The organism is Mycobacterium sp. IDUB_36, from assembly GCF_055419225.1.
Genome location: NZ_JBVAXH010000001.1, coordinates 2612211 through 2630775, shown reverse-complemented (window position 1 = coordinate 2630775; position 18565 = coordinate 2612211). Strand labels below are relative to the sequence as shown.

At 67.4% G+C, this 18565-nt stretch carries 21 protein-coding genes and 1 tRNA gene; 9 read left to right on the top strand and 13 right to left on the bottom strand.

The features are described 5' to 3' along the window. Positions 1-7 precede the first annotated feature (7 nt). The 3 genes from ACZYW1_RS12940 to ACZYW1_RS12930 form a co-directional block, all read right to left on the bottom strand. Positions 8-706: a GAF and ANTAR domain-containing protein gene (locus ACZYW1_RS12940; RefSeq protein WP_463786298.1), complete on the bottom strand. Its 699-nt coding sequence runs from the start codon at positions 704-706 to the stop codon at positions 8-10. Positions 707-923: 217 nt separating this feature from the next. Beyond that, positions 924-1014 (bottom strand) — tRNA-Ser (locus tag ACZYW1_RS12935). 29 nt (positions 1015-1043) lie between these two features. Next, positions 1044-1181, bottom strand: coding sequence for a hypothetical protein (locus ACZYW1_RS12930; protein ID WP_463786296.1), 138 nt, complete (start codon positions 1179-1181; stop codon positions 1044-1046). A gap of 139 nt (positions 1182-1320) precedes the next feature. On the opposite strand from ACZYW1_RS12930, the gene ACZYW1_RS12925 reads away from it, so the two are divergent. Next, complete coding sequence (locus ACZYW1_RS12925) at positions 1321-1569, top strand: hypothetical protein (protein WP_463786294.1); 249 nt, start codon at positions 1321-1323, stop codon at positions 1567-1569. Between the two features lie 25 nt (positions 1570-1594). Here ACZYW1_RS12925 and ACZYW1_RS12920 read toward each other — a convergent pair whose 3' ends face one another. Continuing rightward, positions 1595-2047, bottom strand: coding sequence for a nucleoside deaminase (locus tag ACZYW1_RS12920; protein ID WP_463786292.1), 453 nt, complete (start codon positions 2045-2047; stop codon positions 1595-1597). A 10-nt stretch (positions 2048-2057) separates the two neighbouring features. Next, positions 2058-2570 (bottom strand): tRNA adenosine deaminase-associated protein, encoded by a 513-nt coding sequence (locus ACZYW1_RS12915; protein WP_463786290.1) that lies wholly within the window; start codon positions 2568-2570, stop codon positions 2058-2060. Between the two features lie 118 nt (positions 2571-2688). Here ACZYW1_RS12915 and ACZYW1_RS12910 point away from each other — a divergent pair, with 118 nt between their 5' ends. Further along, on the top strand, positions 2689-3633 hold the full coding sequence (locus tag ACZYW1_RS12910; protein WP_463787816.1) for a prephenate dehydrogenase: 945 nt from the start codon (positions 2689-2691) through the stop codon (positions 3631-3633). Here the strand turns inward: ACZYW1_RS12910 and ACZYW1_RS12905 are convergent. The 5 genes from ACZYW1_RS12905 to ACZYW1_RS12885 are packed head-to-tail and all read right to left on the bottom strand — an operon-like array spanning position 3596 to position 7624. After that, complete coding sequence (locus ACZYW1_RS12905; RefSeq protein WP_463786289.1) at positions 3596-4189, bottom strand: putative glycolipid-binding domain-containing protein; 594 nt, start codon at positions 4187-4189, stop codon at positions 3596-3598. The two genes, ACZYW1_RS12910 and ACZYW1_RS12905, sit on opposite strands and share 38 nt — an antisense overlap. After that, positions 4186-4908, bottom strand: coding sequence for an ABC transporter permease (locus ACZYW1_RS12900; RefSeq protein ID WP_463786287.1), 723 nt, complete (start codon positions 4906-4908; stop codon positions 4186-4188). The genes ACZYW1_RS12905 and ACZYW1_RS12900 overlap by 4 nt, the downstream gene beginning before the upstream one ends. Then, complete coding sequence (locus ACZYW1_RS12895) at positions 4905-5588, bottom strand: ABC transporter permease (protein ID WP_463786285.1); 684 nt, start codon at positions 5586-5588, stop codon at positions 4905-4907. The genes ACZYW1_RS12900 and ACZYW1_RS12895 overlap by 4 nt, the downstream gene beginning before the upstream one ends. A gap of 2 nt (positions 5589-5590) precedes the next feature. Next, a complete protein-coding gene (locus tag ACZYW1_RS12890; protein WP_463786283.1) occupies positions 5591-6685 on the bottom strand; it encodes an ABC transporter ATP-binding protein in 1095 nt (364 codons plus the stop codon). Between the two features lie 3 nt (positions 6686-6688). After that, the gene (locus ACZYW1_RS12885; protein ID WP_463786281.1) at positions 6689-7624 is read right to left on the bottom strand and encodes an ABC transporter substrate-binding protein; all 936 of its coding nucleotides are present in this window, start codon (positions 7622-7624) and stop codon (positions 6689-6691) included. A gap of 77 nt (positions 7625-7701) precedes the next feature. On the opposite strand from ACZYW1_RS12885, the gene ACZYW1_RS12880 reads away from it, so the two are divergent. After that, positions 7702-8049, top strand: coding sequence for a LapA family protein (locus ACZYW1_RS12880; RefSeq protein ID WP_463786280.1), 348 nt, complete (start codon positions 7702-7704; stop codon positions 8047-8049). Between the two features lie 15 nt (positions 8050-8064). On the opposite strand, the gene ACZYW1_RS12875 is transcribed toward ACZYW1_RS12880, so the two are convergent. Both ACZYW1_RS12875 and ACZYW1_RS12870 read right to left on the bottom strand, forming a co-directional pair. Next, a complete protein-coding gene (locus ACZYW1_RS12875; protein ID WP_463787815.1) occupies positions 8065-9105 on the bottom strand; it encodes a phosphotransferase family protein in 1041 nt (346 codons plus the stop codon). Positions 9106-9114: 9 nt separating this feature from the next. Continuing rightward, positions 9115-9720, bottom strand: coding sequence for a histidine phosphatase family protein (locus ACZYW1_RS12870; protein WP_463786279.1), 606 nt, complete (start codon positions 9718-9720; stop codon positions 9115-9117). Positions 9721-9856: 136 nt separating this feature from the next. Here ACZYW1_RS12870 and ACZYW1_RS12865 point away from each other — a divergent pair, with 136 nt between their 5' ends. The 6 genes from ACZYW1_RS12865 to ACZYW1_RS12840 all read left to right on the top strand — a co-directional run bounded on the left by ACZYW1_RS12865 (position 9857) and on the right by ACZYW1_RS12840 (position 16723). Continuing rightward, positions 9857-11941, top strand: coding sequence for an AMP-binding protein (locus ACZYW1_RS12865; protein ID WP_463786277.1), 2085 nt, complete (start codon positions 9857-9859; stop codon positions 11939-11941). Positions 11942-11998: 57 nt separating this feature from the next. Continuing rightward, positions 11999-13009 carry a phosphotransferase family protein gene (locus tag ACZYW1_RS12860; protein WP_463786275.1) on the top strand — a complete coding sequence of 337 codons (1011 nt, stop codon included), beginning with the start codon at positions 11999-12001 and terminating at the stop codon, positions 13007-13009. Continuing rightward, positions 13006-13770 carry an SDR family NAD(P)-dependent oxidoreductase gene (locus ACZYW1_RS12855; RefSeq protein WP_463786273.1) on the top strand — a complete coding sequence of 255 codons (765 nt, stop codon included), beginning with the start codon at positions 13006-13008 and terminating at the stop codon, positions 13768-13770. The genes ACZYW1_RS12860 and ACZYW1_RS12855 overlap by 4 nt, the downstream gene beginning before the upstream one ends. A 76-nt stretch (positions 13771-13846) precedes the next feature. After that, the gene (locus ACZYW1_RS12850) at positions 13847-15130 is read left to right on the top strand and encodes an acyl-CoA dehydrogenase family protein (RefSeq protein ID WP_463786272.1); all 1284 of its coding nucleotides are present in this window, start codon (positions 13847-13849) and stop codon (positions 15128-15130) included. Further along, a complete protein-coding gene (locus tag ACZYW1_RS12845; RefSeq protein ID WP_463787814.1) occupies positions 15126-15749 on the top strand; it encodes a TetR/AcrR family transcriptional regulator in 624 nt (207 codons plus the stop codon). The genes ACZYW1_RS12850 and ACZYW1_RS12845 overlap by 5 nt, the downstream gene beginning before the upstream one ends. Continuing rightward, the gene (locus ACZYW1_RS12840) at positions 15749-16723 is read left to right on the top strand and encodes an NADPH:quinone oxidoreductase family protein (protein WP_463786270.1); all 975 of its coding nucleotides are present in this window, start codon (positions 15749-15751) and stop codon (positions 16721-16723) included. Before ACZYW1_RS12845 ends, ACZYW1_RS12840 begins: the two co-directional genes overlap by 1 nt. Before the next feature lie 10 nt (positions 16724-16733). Here the strand turns inward: ACZYW1_RS12840 and ACZYW1_RS12835 are convergent, their stop codons facing one another. After that, positions 16734-18545 (bottom strand): alkyl/aryl-sulfatase, encoded by a 1812-nt coding sequence (locus ACZYW1_RS12835; RefSeq protein WP_463786268.1) that lies wholly within the window; start codon positions 18543-18545, stop codon positions 16734-16736. Positions 18546-18565 lie beyond the last annotated feature (20 nt).

Below are 18565 nucleotides of genomic sequence, written 5' to 3'. Positions count from 1 at the left end.
CTCCAAATCAGGACGAAAGCTTGTTCTCGAATTCTTCGACGACGAACCTTGCGACCTCAGCCAGCTTGATGTTGGTCTCCTGCGAGGCTTTGACCATCATCGCAAACGCGTTCACGCCGGTGATCTTGTCGCGGGCCATGAGGATGCCCTTGGCCTGCCCGATCATGTCGCGACTGGCGATCGCGGCGTGCAACTGCTCCTGCGCCGCGGCCCCGGCCAATGCGACGGCGGCGTGTTGGGCCAGGACCTCGCCGACCATGACCGACTCGTCATCGAACATGTCAGGGGCCGGCCCGTAGATCGTCAGGACGCCCAGGACTTCACTTTCGACGAATAATCGAAAGACCATCAGACAACGCACGCCGAGACCGGTGGCTGCCTCGACGAAGCGAGGCCAACGGGATTCGCGGGTCAAATCCGGTACGACCAAGGTCTCGCGGTCGGACCGGGCGGCGATCGCCGGTCCCTCTGCGAGCTCGTTCTGCAACTCGTTCAACGATCGAGAGACCTCGTCGCTGGGCACCTGAGCCAGCACCGTTTTGCCCCGGACATGCGCGACACCGGCCCAGCTGATTCCTGGCAATAGTGTCACTGCGGCATCGATGATCGTGTTCAGCACGTCGACGGGGCCGTCTTGAGCCTGCATCCGGATCGCCAAATTCCCCAGCGCAGTAGCCAACCCGATTCGATCCTGCGGTGACGGCATGATCCGATCAGTCGATTCCGGCTGCAGTGACATACGGCAAACCCCCGAAGAAAAGGCAGATGGCGGCTGGGGCTGAACCTTCGGCAAACGATATAAGGCCTTGTTCAGCAGGGATGATCGGGGGCGAGTTCCGCCAACATCAGCGCATCCCCCGGGACGTCGTGGGCGACGCTCATCAGCCGATTGCAGTTGAACGGTACGTACAGCTCAATGGTTATGGCGGTGGCGGAGGGATTTGAACCCTCGGACGGGGGTTACCCGTCACACGCTTTCGAGGCGTGCTCCTTAGGCCGCTCGGACACGCCACCGCCGGAGAGCTTACCCAACGGCGGCTCGGCTATCCCAATCGCTGGCGCGCGGCCAGCGCTTCGAGCACCGCGCCACACTCTTCGGCGCGCGCCGACACGGCGATGGTCAGGCGCAGGCCGCATCCGCGGGTGGGTGGGTCGGCGATACGAAATCGCTTGTCAGACAAAGTACTGCGCGTTGCGGCGTGCCACGAGTAGCGTAGGAGCCCTGACCCGGGAAGTCCCGGCTTCCCAATCGAGAGGACTGCCGTGGCGCAACCTGAGTTGAGTAGCCTCATCGGCCTTCGAGACAGCGACGGGGACCGCTTGCTCCTCATTCGCCAGACCCGGTCCGACGGCGTGCGGGGCTACATTCTGCGGGTCGGTACCGGCCGGGTGTTCCTGACCACCGGCGACCTCGACCGGCTGAGCAGCGTCATCCGATCGGAGCTGGCCTTGAGCAGCGGTGTCCGGTTCCTTGTCCAGGCGATCGGGCTGCTGGTCACGTGCGCGGTGGTGTGGCTCCTGCTCGCCGCCGCGACCGGGCCGTTGTTCGCTTACCCCTGGTCGAACTGAGGCACGCCGCCGAATAGCCCACGGGCTATCGCCGGCCGGCGAAGAACGCTTCGAGCACCGCGGCGCATTCGTCCGCCAGCACGCCGCCCCGTACGTCGGGCCGGTGGTTGAGTCGGCGATCGCGCACCACGTCCCACAACGACCCGACTGCGCCGGTCTTGGGTTCCCACGCTCCGAAGACCACCCGCCCGACCCGCGCCATCACCAGTGCGCCGGCGCACATCGTGCAGGGCTCGAGGGTGACGGCCAGCGTTGCGCCCTCCAGACGCCACCCGTCGCCCAGCACCCGGGCGGCTTCGCGGATGGCCAGGATCTCGGCGTGCGCGGTCGGATCGCCCAGCTTCTCCCGGGCATTGACCGCACGGGCCAACTCGGTCCCGTCGGCCGCCACGACCACGGCACCCACCGGAACATCCCGGGGATCGGCCGTGGCAGCGACCGTCAGCGCTTCGCGGATCAGGTCGTCGTCGGAACGCACCGGGCAGAGCTCACCTGTTGAGCTTGTCGATCACCGACGACAGCTCGTCCGCGAAACCCATTTCCCGGGCGATCCGGCCCAACTGCTCGTCGGCGTACAGATCGGTTTCGTCCAAGATCACGCTGAGCACGGCCTCGGGTAACCCGATATCGGACAGCAACCCGAGATCGCCCTCCGCGAACGGATCGGCATCTTCAAGATCATCGGCCTCGATGTCGGCATCCAGGTTGTCCAGCACTTCTTCGGCGATGTCGTAGTCCAGCGCCGCGGTCGCGTCCGAGAGCAGCAGCCGGGTTCCCGACGGCGCGGGCCGCACGATCACGAAAAAGTCGTCGTCGACATCGAGCAGGCCGAAAACCGCTCCGGCGCTGCGCAACTCACGCAATTCCGTCTCGGCTGCGGACAAACTGATCAAAACCTTCGGACCCATCGCCGAGCACCGCCACTTGCCGTCTTCGCGCACGACGGCCACGCCGAATCCGTCCGGCGTATCGGCCTGCGCAGAGGCCCGCTGTGCTCCCATGGGCGCCTACGCTAGTCGCGCACAAGCCCATTGACCAGCACTGACCAGCACATGCCCAGCAAATCGGTGTCGAGTCCGCAGCGGGATATGCCAACCTTGACGGGTGGCGAAGACACCGGTGTGCGTGCTGGGCCTGGGGCTGATCGGTGGTTCGCTGCTGCGCGCCGCCAGCGAGGCCGGTCGCGAAGCCTTCGGCTACAACCGGTCGGTCGATGGGGCCCAGGCCGCCCGGTTCGACGGTTTCGACGCCAGCACCGATCTGACCGCGGTGCTTCATCGGGCCGCCGGCGCGGGCGCACTGATCGTGCTGGCAGTGCCGATGCCGGCCTTGCCGATCCTGCTCGGCCACATCCGGCAGTCGGCCCCGGAGTGCCCGCTCACCGATGTCACCAGCGTCAAGAGTGCCGTGCTCAACGAGGTCGAGGCCGCGGGTCTGCAGGCCCGCTTCGTGGGTGGACACCCGATGACCGGCACCGCGCATTCGGGCTGGGAGGCCGGCCACGCGCGGCTGTTCGTCGGCGCTCCGTGGGTGATCAGCGTGGACGACCACGTCGATCCGGCCGTGTGGTCGACGGTGCTGCAGTTGGCCCTGGATTGCGGGTCGATCGTGGTGCCGGCCCGATCCGACGAGCACGATGCCGCGGCGGCGGCCATCTCGCATCTGCCGCACCTGCTCGCCGAGGCCCTGGCGGTCACCGCCGGGGAGGTGCCGCTGGCCTTCGCGCTGGCCGCAGGCTCGTTCCGGGACGGCACCCGGGTCGCCGGCAGCGCGCCGGACCTGGTGCGGGCGATGTGCGAGGCGAACGCGAGCGAGCTGCTGCCACGGGTCGACCGGGCCATCGAACTACTCAGCGAGGCCCGAAAGTCGCTGGCGCACAACGACTCCGTCGCCGCGCTGGTGGAAAGCGGGCACGCTGCCCGGGCTCGCTACGACAGTTTCTCGCGGCCGGAGATCGTCGGCGTGTTCGTCGGCGCCGAGAATTGGCGCGGCGAGTTGGCGGCCGCGGGACGGGCCGGCGGGGTGATCAGATCCGCTCTGCCAAGTCTGGATAGTCCACGATGAACCCGTCGTCGTCGATGACCAGCGTGGTGTCGGACACCGGCGAATTCACTTTCACGCCGCCACCGAGGTTGCTGTAGCTGATCACCGCGGCGGCGACGCTCATCTCCGGCAGCCGCACGTAGACCGTGGGCACCGTGACCGAGTCGGTGTGTTCGTGCAGTCCGAGCCGGCGGATCGGCAGCGTGTTGAAGAACGGGCTGTACACCACGTCGACGTCGACCGCCCCGTCGTAGGCGGCTCGTGAGTCGCCCCGGTGGTCGGTGACCAGCCAGACGTTCTCGTCGTCGCGGGCGACCACGAGTTGGCGTTCCCGCTCGGCCAGCGTCACGGTCATGCCGAGCCGCTTGGTGGCGCCGGTCTCGTCGGTCAGCAGGTCGTAGTAGGCGGCGAAGGCCGGGTTGGTCGCGGTCTCGGCGGCGACGATGCGCCCGTTGGCTTTGATTCGCTTGCCGGACAACTGCACCCGCACCGACTCCATCCGGCGGTGATCCTGTGAACGCCAGGTCAGGATCTTCGACCACGAGGTGCCTGTCGGGTCTGAGGCGGCTGGGCTCACGCGTCTACGTTAGGCGACGCCTCATCAGATATCGACGGCTGGTGGTGTGGCCTTCGGCGCAGCCGGCCGGTTCCGGGCACCGATGCCCATACCGCGAATGCCAGCGCGCCGTCGAGGATCAGCGCCAGTGCGGCAACCATCAGCGCGCCGACCAGTGCGATGTGAAACTGACGCACCTTGATGCCGTCGATCAGGTACCGGCCCAGCCCACCGAGGCTGGCGTAGGCCGCCACCGTCGCGGTGGCGACGATCTGCAGCGTCGCGGTACGCAGCCCTCCCACGATCAGCGGCAGCGCGTTGGGCACTTCCACCCGAAGCAGCACCCTGAACTCGCTCATCCCCATCGAGCGCGCGGCGTCGACGACCGTGCGGTCGACCGCCGCGATCCCCGCGTAGGTGCCGGCGAGCAGCGGCGGAATGCCGAGCAGCATCAGCGCCACGATCGGCGGGATCAATCCCAGGCCCCACAACAGCACGGCCAGCAGCAGCACGCCCAGCGTCGGCAACGCGCGCAGCGCATTGACCAGGCTGACCACAACCAGGGTGCCGCGCCGGGTATGCCCGACGACCAGCCCGATCGGAACGGCGACCAGCGCCGACACCGCGACCGCCGCCGCGGTGTACTCCAGGTGCTCGAGCGTGCGGGCGGCCAGTCCGACCGGGCCGAACCAGTTGTCCGCGGTGCACAGGTAGGACAGCGCCTGGCGCAGGAAGTTCACCGCGACCCCCCTACCACCGGCGCGGTCAGCAGCCGCCGGCCCGGCCGCGACACCCGGTCCCACGGCGTGGCCAGCCGGCCGGCCAACATCAAAGCGACGTCGATCACCACCGCCAGCACGAATATCGCGATGATGCCGGCCACGATCTGCCCGCTCTTGTCCGCCTGGTATCCCTCGGTGAACCAGGTGCCCAGCCCGCCGATACCGATCACCGCGCCCACCGACACCATCGAGATGTTGGTCACCACGACGACCCGCAGGCCCGCCACCAGAACCGGAATCGACAGTGGCAGTTCGACTTTGATCAACTGAGCGACGGGACGGTAGCCGAGAGCCCGGGCGGCGTCCCGGATCTGCGACGGCACCGCATCCAGCGCCTCGAACACCGCGCGCACGAGTAGCGCCGAGGTGTACAGCGTCAGTGCGACGAGGACGTTGGCTTCGTCCAGGATTCGGGTCGGTATCACCAACGGCAGAACCACGAACAGCGCCAACGACGGAATGGTGAACACCGCGCTCGCGACCACCGTGGTGACTTTTCGCAGTGCCTGATGCCGCCAGGTCAGCACTCCCCAAGGCAATGCCAGCGCCAGCCCCACCAGCACCGGAATCAGCGACAACCGCAGATGGATCACGGTCAGCGTCCACGCCATGGGTAGGTGGTGCAGCAGATAGTGCACGGCTAATCCCGCCGGTGAGCGTCCAACGCGGCCAACACATCCGCGGCATGCACGCCGCCGATGACCTTGCCGGCGGTGTCGACGGCGACGCCCATCGCTGCCGGCGACGACAGGGCGGCGTCCAGCGCGTGGCTCAAGTTGGCACCCGGACGGAACACCGCCCCGACCGACGTCACGCTCTGGCCCAGCGGCACACCGCCGCGGTGCTTGCGCAAGCCGTCGGTGTCGATCCAGCCCACCGGTGCGCCGTCGGGTTCGACCACCAGCGCCCAGCCGTCGCGAAGCGGCTCGTCGGCGGCGGCCGGCTCGACGATCGTCGGGATGTCGTGGATCGGCAGGTCTGTCGCGTGCAGGAACTGCAGCCAACGGTAGCCGCGTCCGGCGCCGATCATCCTGGCGACGAAATCGTTGGCCGGCCGCGACAGCAGGGTGGCCGGCTCGTCGTACTGCTGCAGCACGCCGCCTCGGCCGAACACGGCGACGCGGTCGGCGAGGCGGATGGCCTCGTCGATGTCGTGCGTGACGAACACGATGGTCTTCTGCAGTTCGGCTTGCAGGCGCAGAATTTCGCGCTGCAATTCGTGGCGCACGATCGGATCGACGGCAGAGAACGGCTCGTCCATCAACAAGATCGGCGGGTCCGCGGCCAACGCCCGTGCCACCCCGACGCGCTGCTGCTCTCCCCCGGACAGCTGAGCGGGATAGCGCTCGGCCAGCTTGGCGTCCAGACCCACCCGCTCCAACACGGCGTAGGCGGCCTTGCGGGCGGCCCGGCGCGATTGACCCTTGAGCACCGGGACGGTCGCGACGTTGTCGATCACCCGCTGATGCGGCATCAGGCCCGCGCCCTGGATCACGTAGCCGATGCCGAGGCGCAACCGCACCGGGTCGACGTCCGCGACGTCGGCGCCGTCGACCACGACGCGGCCCGACGACGGGTCGGCCATCCGGTTGATCATCCGCATCGACGTCGTCTTCCCGCAGCCCGACGGTCCGACGAAAACCGTCAGCGTCCCGGGTGGCACCTCGAGGTTCAACCGGTCGATGGCGACGGTGCCGTCGGGGTAGACCTTGTGGACGTCATGGAAGCTGATCATCGGTCAACTGCCGATAGGACGGTCGAAGTTTTTGTCGCGCAACCAGTTGCGGGCCGCCTGATCGGGATCCACGCCGTCGTTGCCGGACACCGATGCATTGAGTCGGGCCATCTCCACGCTGGTCAGCTTCGATGACACCGCGTTCAGGACCTTCGTCAACCGGTCCGACTTCTTCCGGGAATTCAACAGCGGAGCGATGTTTCCGGCCAGGAAGTTGTGCAACGGATCCTCGAGCACGGCCAGGTCGCCGGTCAAGATCGCCGGTGACGTGCTGAAGATGTTGGCCGCGTTGACCTTTCCCTCGGTCAGGGTGCGCACTGTCACCGCACCCCCGTCGTCACTGATCGCGACGAAGTTCTGCGGCGCGATGTCGAGACCGTAGCGCTGCCGTAGTCCTCTCAACCCCGAGGGCCGGACCTGAAAGTCCGACGGCGCGGCGAGCTTCACCTGCCCCGAATGGGGTCTCAGGTCGGCGATCGTCTTCAGCTTCCACTTGGCTGCGGTCGCGGCGGTGACGGTGACGGTGTCGGTGTCACAGGCCGGCGACGGTGCCAGTAACGACAGGTCCGGCGGGAGCCGCTTCGTCAGCTCGCGTTCGACGTCGTCGAGCACTGTCGCGGTGGCATCGGGCTGCAGATACAGCAGCAGGTTGCCGACATACTCCGGCACCAGGTCGATCGAATGATCTTTCAGCGCAGGGACATAGGTTTCGCGACTACCGATCCCCATCTGGCGCTCGACACTGAATCCGTTGGCCTGCAACGCTTGTGCGTAGATCTCGGCGACGATCTTGGACTCTGGAAATCCGGCGGATCCGACCACGATCGAATTCGGGTCACTCGATGCCCCACCCAACGGATTAGCGCTGCCGCAGCCCGTCGCGACAAGCAGCACGGTGATCGACCACGCCGCTACGCGGTGCCGACGGAGCACGCTCATAGCAACCGACACTAGCGTTGCACGCCTTTCCCGGTCGTTCGGTTCACATCAGGCCGGAAACGGGTAAAGATGACACCATGAGCAGCGATCCGTCCGTGGCGCCTGAAGAGCCGCCCGTCCTTCCCGCGCAGCAGGTCCCCCATCGGGCGCCGGCACCCGAGTCGGCAGTGAAATTCACCCGGACTGCCGGCCTGTGGTCGTTTCTGGCGGTTGGCTTTCTGATCCTGATTGTTTTGCTGATATTCATCACGCAAAACACGGCATCCGGTGAGTTCGCCTTTCTCGGCTGGCATTGGAGCCTTCCCCTGGGAGTCGCCATTCTGCTGGCAGCGGTGAGCGGCGGCTTGATCACGTTCCTCGCCGGAACCGCGCGGATCTACCAGCTGCGCCGCGCGGCGAAGAAGAACCTGGTCGCCGGCCGCTAGCCGGCAGCCACCTCGTCACTCCTTACGCAGCGCCGCGAGACCTGTTGCGATCAACGGCGCGACGGTCTCGCCGACCCGGTCGGATGCGTCCACCCCGTCGTCGGCCTTGCCGGACATTCGGCGCCGGAAGTCGATACCGGCCGCGATGATGGCCAACTTGAAATAGGCCAGCCCCATGTAGAAGTTCCAGTGCGCCAGCGCGCTGCCGGAGACTTCCGCGTACTTGGCGGCCAGCTCGTCGGCGTCCGGCAGCTGGGGCGACGTCCACGCAGCTTGCGCGTTGATGATCAGATCGAGCGACGGGTCACGGTAGACGCACATCAAGGCTGCGTCACTGAGCGGGTCGCCCAGCGTGGACAGCTCCCAGTCGACGACAGCGCGAACAATCGACGGGTCGTCGGTATCCAGGATGGTGTTGTCGATCCGGTAGTCGCCGTGCACGATCGACGTCCGGCTCTGCTGCGGTACCGCTTCCTGCAACGACGTGTGCAGCCGCGCGACGTCGGCGTCGCGGGCGTCGTCGGGCAGATGCACGTGCTCCCACTGCGAGCCCCAGCGCCGGACCTGGCGTTCCAGATATCCGCTGGGCTTACCGAAGTCGGCGAGCCCGACCGCGGCCGGGTCGACGGCGTGCAGGTCGGCCAGCACCTTGACCAAACTGTCGACGCAGGCGTCGATGACCTGCTGATCGCCCATGGCCTCCAACTCGGCCCGGCTCCGAACCACTTGCCCCGCAACGTATTCGACCATCTGAAACGGCGCTCCGAGTACCGAGTCGTCGTTGCACAGCGTGACCGCGCGGGCCACCGGTACATCGGTGTCGGCCAGACCGGCGACCACGGTGTACTCCCGCGCCATGTCGTGCGCCGAGGGAGTCAGCCCGTGCAGCGGCGGGCGGCGCAGCACCCACTTCGACGCGTCGTCCGCGACCAGAAACGTCAGGTTGGAGCGGCCTCCGGAGATCAGCTGTGCGGTCAACTCCCCGTCGCGGGCAACACCGGCCGAACGCAGGTGCCGGTCCAGTGCGGAGAGGTCGAGCCCATCGAGAGTCACCAGGCTTTTGTATCACCGCCTGTTTCTCGGCAGCAGATCCCACACGTGCTCGGTGCCGTTGACCGCCACCACACTGGCCTGACCGGAACGCGAGAACAGCAGCCTGGTCACCGAGACGTAGTCGATCGGAAACGACAGGATTCGTCTGGTGCCCAGGATCTCGTGCAGCACCACGTTGATCACGCCGCCGTGGCTGGACACCACCACGGTCTCCTCGTGTTCGGCGGTGGCGACGACGTGGTCGACGGCGGCCTGCACCCGCGCCCGGAACGCGTCCTCGTCGACCGTGCTCGGCAGGTGCCCCCGGGCCATCCGGGCCCACTCCTGCGGATTCTCCGCGCGGATCTGCTCGATCGGGATGTAGACCGGCAGCTCCCGGTCGTACTCGGCGAAGCGGTCGTCGATCTCGATCGGTAGGCCGCGGGCGGCGGCGACCGGTTCCACGGTCTGCACGGCGCGACGTTGCGGGCTACTGATCACCCGGGTGATCGGATACCGGGCGAGAGCCTCCGGCAGCCGCCCCACCTGCTCGCGTCCCTCGTCGGAGAGGTCGGGGTCGGCACCTTGGCCGGGTTCGCTGCGGAGCGGCAACGCGTGCCGGACCAGTAACAACTGCATCCGCACAGCCTCGCACGCACCGCAGTGCCCACGGCAAGCTGCCGCAGAATACTGTCGGTGAGGAACTGGTCCCAGTTGCGGACCGATGGACGACAATGTGTTCTCGCAGTTTGCTGACAGGACGTGGCGGGACCCAGTGGCGCGTGACGTGATCGCCTTCGACACGACGGTGGATCACCCATGTCCGGATGTCTGGGGCATCCTGCGCGTGCCCGGCTGGTATCCGCGGTTCTTCCACGGGCTGGGCACCGTCGAGCGGGTTGCCGGCAAGGCGCACCACGTCGAGGTTCGGCTGTCCACTCCTCGTGGCGCCCTGGCCGCCCACGAGGCGCGCCATACGGTCCGTGAGTCCGACATGGCGATGCGGCTCGAAGCCACTGCACTGCCCGGCTGTTTCGTGTCGGTCCGGCTGACCCCGCAAGCGGGCATCACATGCGTCGCTCTACGGATCTTCGGCGTCGCCCTGATTCACCCCGACCTCGCGAAGACCGGTGAGGGCGCCATCCAGAGCTGGGTCCGGGACGGCCTGCGGCGGGTGTCGGAGTATCTCGACGGTCAGCAGTCTTCGGTTCTGGTCAACACCGGTGACCGACGCTCCCTGCAGTTCAGCGTCTTGAAGACGTTGATGGTCAGTGGCGTGGTGCGCGCTTCGAGGCCGGATCGGGGTGTCCGGCAACTCAATTCGCTTGCCAAATGGGGCTTCACTCTGGCGGGCGGCCTTGGGGCGGCCGCCGCACGATCGCCGCAGCGGGCCGCCGTGATCGACCGGCACGGAACGTCGAGCTACGCAGATCTGGCCGAGCGCACCACCCGCATCGCATCGGGTCTCGCCGCCATCGGCTTCACCAAGGACAGCACGTTCGCGGTACTGGCCCGCAATCATTCGGCGATGGTCGAATGCATGCTGGCCGCCAGCAAATTGGGTGCGGACCTGATGCTGCTCAACACCGGCCTGGCCCCGGGCCCGATCGGAGAGCTCGTCGGCGGTAACGGGGTCGACGCGATATTCCTCGACGACGAGTTCGAGCCGCACATGCGCCACGTGCCTGCCGATGTCGCCCGGATCGCGACGTATCCGCATTCCATTGTCCAACAAAGACTCTCGATCGACGACTTGACTGCTACCGCCGCCGGCACGGCCCAGCTGGAGCCGCCCAAGCAACCGGGGAAGCTCGTCGTCCTCACCTCGGGCACCACGACCAGCACTCCGAAGGCCGCTCGCCGGCCCACACCGTCCGGCTTCGGCGCCATCGCCGCGATGTTGTCGCGGATGCCGCTGCGTCGCGACGAGGTGATGCTGCTGGCCGCGCCGCTGTTTCACGCCTGGGGCCTGGCGGCGCTGCAACTGAGCACCCCGCTGCTCGCGACGGCGGTGCTCATGGAACGGTTCGACCCCGAAGAGTGCCTGAAAATCATTGCGCGGCATCGCTGCACCGTCTTGATCCTGGTTCCGGTGATGCTGCAGCGCATACTCGAGTTGCCCGCCGCGGTCATCGACCGCTACGACACGTCGTCGCTGAAAGTGGTCGCCAGCAGTGGGTCGCCGATCTCCGGCGCATCCGTCGTCGAGTTCATGGACACCTTCGGCGACATCCTCTACAACTTCTACGGCTCCACCGAGGTGTCGTGGGCGACGGTCGCGGATCCCGCCGACCTGCGCCTGGCCCCGACCACCGCGGGTCGGGCACCGCTGGGTACCCGCATCTCGATCCTCGATCCCGCGGGAGAACCCGTTCCTGCGGGTGCCGTCGGCCGCATCTTCGTCGGCAACGACATGCTGTTCGACGGTTATGCGGACGCGGTGTCCCCCGTCGTCGAAGGCCGGCTGATGGACACCGGCGATCTCGGATACGTCGATGCCAGCGGACGTCTCTTCGTCGCCGGGCGCGCCGACGAGATGGTCATTTCCGGCGGCGAGAACGTGTTTCCCCGGCCGGTCGAAGAAGCCATCGCCGCGCTGCCACATGTCGCGGACGTGGCGGTGGTCGGTGTCCCGGACCGGGAGTTCGGCCAACGGCTGGCCGCGTTCGTCGTCCGTGCCGACCGGGCCCGGCTGGACGAGGAGACGGTGAAGAACCACGTCCGGAATCGACTGTCCCTGTTCTCGATTCCGCGTGAGGTCATCTTCGTCAGCCAGCTTCCGCGTAACGCGACGGGCAAAGTGTTGAAGCGCCAACTGGCCGACGGGCACTTTCCGCCGGACCCGGATTGGCCGGCATAGGGCATTCCCGCCAGTCTCGGAGAATGCTATTCTCTGTACGGAGATTGGGGTGTGCGAATGTTGGACGACGAAGTCCTCGGACGCTGGCTGGACACGAACGGCGCTCCCGGCGACGGCGAAAAGCCGCGGCTCGAGCAGCTTTCCGGCGGCTCGCAGAACACGCTGTACCTGATTCATCGAGGCGATCAGCGGATGGTGCTGCGGATGCCGGGTGATCGCGCCGACGCCGCTCGCATCGACGGGTTGCTCCGGGAGATCCGGCTGGTCCGAGCGCTGCGCGGGACCGACGTGCCGCACGCCGAGCTGATCGCCGACGACGACGGTGATCTGTTCGGCAAGCCGTTCTACGTGATGCAGGCGATCGACGGCTGGAGCCCGATGGACGGCGGCTGGGAGGCTCCGTTCGACGACGACCTGGCGGCGCGGCGTGGCCTGGCGTTCGAGTTGGTCGAGGGAGCGGCAAAGCTGGGCCGGGTCGACTGGAAGGCGCAGGGATTGGACGGCTTCGGCCGGCCGGACGGATTCCACGAGCGGCAGGTCGAGCGCTGGCTGGCATTCCTGAACAGCTACCAGGTGCGCGAGTTACCCGGCCTCGACGAGGCGGCGGCCTGGCTGAACCGCAACCGTCCCGCGCACTACACCCCCGGAATCATGCACGGTGACTACCAGTTCGCCAACGTCATGTTCGCCCACGGCGGCCCGGCCCGGCTGGCGGCGATCGTCGACTGGGAGATGACGACGGTCGGTGATCCGCTGCTGGATCTGGCGTGGTGTCTGCTCGGCTACGACGGCGAAAAACCCAAGCAGGACGGGTTTTATCTCGACATGACGGGGATGCCCACTCGCAGCGAGCTGCTCGATCGCTACGAGACGGTCAGCGGGCTGTCGACCGAAGACATCGACTACTACCTGGTGCTGGCCAACTGGAAGCTCGGCATCGTGCTGGAGAAGACCTACGCTGCAGGGGTGCGCAGCGGCAAGGTCGACCCGAAGATCCAGGAGGCGTTCGGGGCGATGGTGCCGCAGCTGATCACCACCGCGGCCGAGTTGGCCGGCTCACCGAAATGAGTTACAGCGAACAGCTTTTCGACCTGACCGGCCAGACGATCCTGATCACCGGCGGCAGCCGCGGGCTCGGCAAGGAGATGGCGTTCGGCGTCGCCCGCTGCGGGGCCGACGTGGTGATCGCCAGCCGGAAGCTGGAGAACTGCGTCGCGGTCGCCGAGCAGATCGAGAGCGAGACCGGTCGCACGGCAATGCCGTACCAGGTGCACGTCGGCCGCTGGGAACAGCTCGACGCACTCGTCGACGCGGTCTACGACCGGTTCGGCAAGGTCGACACGCTGATCAACAACGCCGGCATGTCACCGGTCTACGACAAGCTGACCGATGTCTCGGAGAAGCTGTTCGACGCGGTGGTGAACCTGAACCTCAAGGGCCCGTTCCGGTTGTCCGCGTTGGTCGGCGAGCGGATGGTGGCGGCGGGACGCGGGTCGATCATCAACGTCAGCACCGCGGGCTCGCTGCGCCCGACGCCCGACATCATTCCCTACGCCTCGTCGAAGGCCGGCCTCAACGCGATGACCGAAGGTTTCGCCCGCGCACTCGGGCCGAAGGTCCGGGTCAACACGCTGATGGCCGGCCCGTTTCTCACCGACGTCAGCAAGTCGTGGAACATCGATGCGACTGAACACAACCCGTTCGGCAGCCTGTCGCTGCAGCGAGCCGGTGACCCGGCCGAAATCGTCGGCGCAGCCCTGTTTTTGGCGTCGGACGCATCCAGCTTCACCACCGGCTCGATACTTCGGGCCGACGGCGGGATCCCGTGACTCGACGTGCTCGCCGACGCGGGCAGGCAGGGCACGGCGGGCCGTCGACAACCCAACTGAGCTAGGAGACTTCGACATGGCGTGGGACTTCTCAACCGAACCCGAATTCGCGAAGAAGCTGGACTGGATCCGCGGGTTCGTCCGCGACGAGGTCCAGCCGCTCGAGGTGCTGTTCCCGGGATGCGAGTTCCTGCCGCTGACCGACGAACGGCGCACGATCGTCGATCCGCTCAAACAGCAGGTCCGCGACCAGGGGCTGTGGGCGCCGCACCTCGGCCCGGAACTCGGCGGGCAGGGTTTCGGCGCGGTCAAGCTGACGCTGATCAACGAGATCCTCGGCCGCAGCCCGTGGGCGCCGATCGTGTTCGGCACACAGGCGCCCGACACCGGCAACGCCGAGATCATCGCCCGCTTCGGCACCCAGGAGCAGAAGGACCGCTACCTGTCGGGCCTGTTGTCGGGCGAGATCTTCTCGTGTTTCTCGATGACCGAACCGCAGGGTGGCGCCGACCCGCGCGTCTTCACCACCCGCGCCGTCCGCGACGGTGACGACTGGGTGATCACCGGGCGAAAGTATTTCTCCAGCAACGCTTCGGTCGCGTCGTTCTTCATCGTCGTCGCGATCAGCAACCCCGACGTGGCGGTCCATCACGGGGCGTCGACATTCCTGATCCCGGCCGACACCCCCGGCCTCAAGGTCGAGGCCAACCACCATCTGGTCGGTGCCGACCCGCATGAGCCGGGCCATTCGCTGGTGCACTACGACGACGTGCGGGTACCGGCGACCGCGTTGCTCGGCGAGCCCGGCCAGGGCTTCCTGATCCTGCAGACCCGGCTGGCCGGCGGCCGCCTGCACCACGCCATGCGGGCGATCGGCATGGCCCAACGCACCGTCGAGATGATGGCCCGCCGGGCGAAAAGCCGGTTCACCCAGGGCACGGTGCTGGCCGACAAACAGCTGGTTCAGGAATTCGTCGCCGACTCCTACACCGAGCTGACGCCGTTCCGGCTGACCGTGTTGCACGCGGCCTGGCTGATCGACAGCGGCGACGAGCAGGGCGCACGTGCCGAAATCGCGACTTGCAAGATCCTGGCGTCGACGGTGCTCAAATCGATTGCGCTGCGCGCGATTCAGGTGCACGGCGCGCTCGGACTGACAGATCAGCTGCCGCTGGTCAACGTCCTGCTGGGCGGCATCGCGCTGGGATTGGCCGACGGACCGACCGAGGCCCACAAGGTCAACCTGGCCCGGATGCTTCTCAAGGGTGTCGGGGCCGAGAGTGCGGAGTGGCCGAGCGAGATGCTCGACGTCCGCCGCGAAGCTGTCCGGGCGAAATACGGTGCCGTCCTTGTCGATTAGCCCATCGCCTGGCACCCGCGTCACCGCGGCCGTCGAGCGTGCCCTCGACGACCGCCAGCGTGAGGCGACCGAAGAGGTCGAACGCATCCTGGCCGCCGCGGTCCGGGTGATGGAGCGGGTGGCGCCGGAGGCTCCGCGGGTCAGCGACATCGTCGCCGAAGCGGGCTCGTCGAACAAGGCGTTCTACCGCTACTTCGCCGGCAAGGACGACGTGATCCTCGCGGTGATGGAACGCGGCGTCGCGATCGTGGTCTCCTATCTGCAGCACCAGATGAGCAAGCAGCGCACGCCGGCCGGACAGGTGCGGCGCTGGATCGAAGGCGCTCTCGCGCAGGTCGCCGACCCACACCTGATCAGCATGAGTCGCGCTGCGGCGGGCCAGGTTTCAGCGACCACCGACTGGCGGTCCGCCGACGACGCGATCCTGCGGCCGATGCGCGAGCTGCTGACCGAACCGATCGCGGCGCTGGGCGGCAAGGACGTCCGGCGGGACGCCGACGCGGTGTTCCACTGCACGGTGTCGGCGATGCGCCGCTACCTCGATTCCGCGCAGCGCCCCAAGCCGGCCGACGTCGATCATCTGGTCAGGTTCTGTCTACGCGGGTTGGGAGCAAGTTGATGCGTGCCGTGGTCTGCCGGTCCTATTGCGCACCAGAGGATCTCGTTGTCGACGAGGTGCCCGATCTGGTGGCCGGTCCCGGCCAGGTGGTGGTGCGGGTGCACGCGGCGGCGGTGAACTTTCCCGATGTGCTGCTGATCGCCGGCAAGTACCAGGTCAAGATTCCGGCGCCGTTCACCCCGGGTAGCGAGCTGGCCGGCGAAGTGGTCGCGGTCGGCGACGGTGTCGCACTGCGCCCCGGTCAGCGCGTGTCGGCCACCACGTTCGTCGGGGCATTCGCCGAGCAGGCCCTGCTGCCGGCGGAGGCGGTGACCGAGATACCCGACTCCGCCGACTTCGCATCCGCGGCTGCCTTCGGCGTCACCTACCGGACGGCGTATCACGCGCTGCGCTCGATTGCCGCTGTGCAAGAGGGTGATTGGGTGGTCGTACTCGGCGCTGCCGGTGGTGTCGGTCTGGCCGCGGTGGATCTCGCGGTCGCCATGAAGGCGCGGGTGCTGGCCGCGGCCTCGAGCCCGGCGAAACTCGAGCTGTGTCGCCGGCGCGGCGCCGAGGCGACGGTCGACTACGACGCCGAGGACCTGAAGAGTCGCATCCGTGAGCTCACCGGCGACGCCGCCCGCGCGGTACTCGACCCGGTCGGCGGCAGCTACGCGGAGCCCGCGCTGCGGGCCATCGCCCGCGGCGGGACCTTCGTCACGCTCGGTTACGCCGCGGGCGCGATCCCGGCCATCCCGCTGAATCTGGTTCTGCTCAAGGGAATCACGGTCCAGGGCATGGAGATTCGAACTTTCATGAGCGACCGGCCGGACGAGTCCGCGCGCGACATGCAGGAGTTGACGGAGCTGTTCGCCACCGGGGTGGTGCGGCCCTACATCGGGGCGAGGTTCCCGTTGGCCGACACCGCAGCGGCGTTACGACTGGTCGCCGATCGCCAGGCACTCGGCAAGGTCGTCATCGAGATCCCCGCGTGAGGGATGCCCGTCACGGCGTGACGATGTCGAACGCCGGGTCGGACCGGTCGAGCACGCCGAGAAACTGTTGCAGCACAGACTCGTCGCCGGACGTCTCGAAGCCCGGCGACGTGAAGTCGCCCATCCCGAGCGTCACCAGCCGAAAAGCGTTGTCCAGCCTGATTGTCACCTGAGCGGTGGTCGAGTCGGCCGCCACCCGCCGATGGACGAGCACTCCGTTACGCAGGGCGAGTCGGTAGTTCACGTCGCGATCGGTCAGCGCCACATCGATGGCGATGTCGAGATCCCACGCCCGCGGCCCGTTGACGCTGATCGCCAGGCCGTCGAAGATCTGCTCCGGCGTCAGCTGCGACAGCAGCGAGGGCGACGACGCCTGGGTCGCGGTGCCGAAGTTGCCGTCGCGCAGCTCGGCCGCTCCGGATAGGAAGAAGTTGCGCCAGGTCGCATTCTCGGCGCCGAAGGCCAGCTGTTCGAAGGTCTCGGTGAGCAGCCCGCGGGCACCGGCGTGGTCGCTGTCGGTGAACACCGCGTGATCGAGGAGCGTTGCCGCCCATCGCAAATCGCCGTCGTCGAAGGCCTGCTGGGCGAGTTCGACGACGCGGTCGACACCGCCGATCGCATCGACGTAGCGGGCGGACAGCGCTTCCGGCGGGTGCGGCCACAGCCGGGCGGGATTGCCGTCGAACCAACCCATGTAGCGCTGGTAGACGGCCTTGACGTTGTGGCTGACCGAGCCGTAGTAGCCGTGGGTGTGCCAGGCCTCGTCGAGAGCGGGCGGCATCCGCAGGTTTTCGGCGATCTCGGCGCCGGTGTGCCCCTGATTGAGCAGCCGCAGCGTCTGGTCGTGCAGGTATGCGTACAGATCGCGTTGCAGCGAAAGGAATTCGACGACCGGCTCGCGTCCCCAGGTCGGCCAGTGGTGTGAGGCGAACACCACGTCGGCACGGTCGGCGAACGTGTCGATGGCCTCGGTCAGATACCCGGCCCAGGCGTGCGGGTCGCGGACCAGCGCACCACGCAAGGTCAACAGGTTGTGCAGGTTGTGGGTGGCGTTCTCGGCCATGCAGAGCGCGCGGAATTGCGGGAAGTAGAAGTGCATCTCGGCCGGCGCCTCGGTGCCCGGTGCCAGCTGGAACTCGATCTGCACCCCGTCGATGGTGTGGACTTCGCCGGTGCTGCGAACGTCGACCGTCGGCACGATCAGCGCCACCTCGCCGCTGGACGCAGCCTGTCCCAGTCCGCAGCCGACCTGTCCCCGTGGACCGCGCGGCAGCTTGCTGCCGTACATGTAGGTGGCCCGCCGGGTCATCGCCGGCCCGGCATAGACGTTCTCCTGCACCACGTGCTCGGTGAATCCTTCGGGCGCCAGCACCGCGACCGCGCCGGCGTCGACGTCGGCCTGTGAGGTCACGCCCAGGACGCCGCCGAAATGGTCGACGTGGCTGTGGGTGTAGATCACCGCGACGACGGGCCGGTCACCCCGATGGGTGCGGTACAGCTGCAGCGCCGCGGCCGCCACCTCGGTGGAGACCAGCGGGTCGATCACGATCAGACCGGTGTCGCCCTCGACGAAGCTGATGTTCGACAGGTCGAGGCCGCGGACCTGGTAGATCCCCGGAACCACTTCGTAGAGGCCCTGTTTGGTGGTCAGCTTGGATTGACGCCACAGGCTCGGGTGCACCGTGGCGGGTGGATCACCGGCGACGAACGCGTATGCGTCGTTGTCCCATACCACCCGGCCGTCGGCCGCCTTGACGACGCAGGGCGTCAGCGCGCCGATGAAGCCGCGGTCGGCATCTCTGAAATCGTCGGCGTCATCCACCGCGTCATCATGTCAGCCTT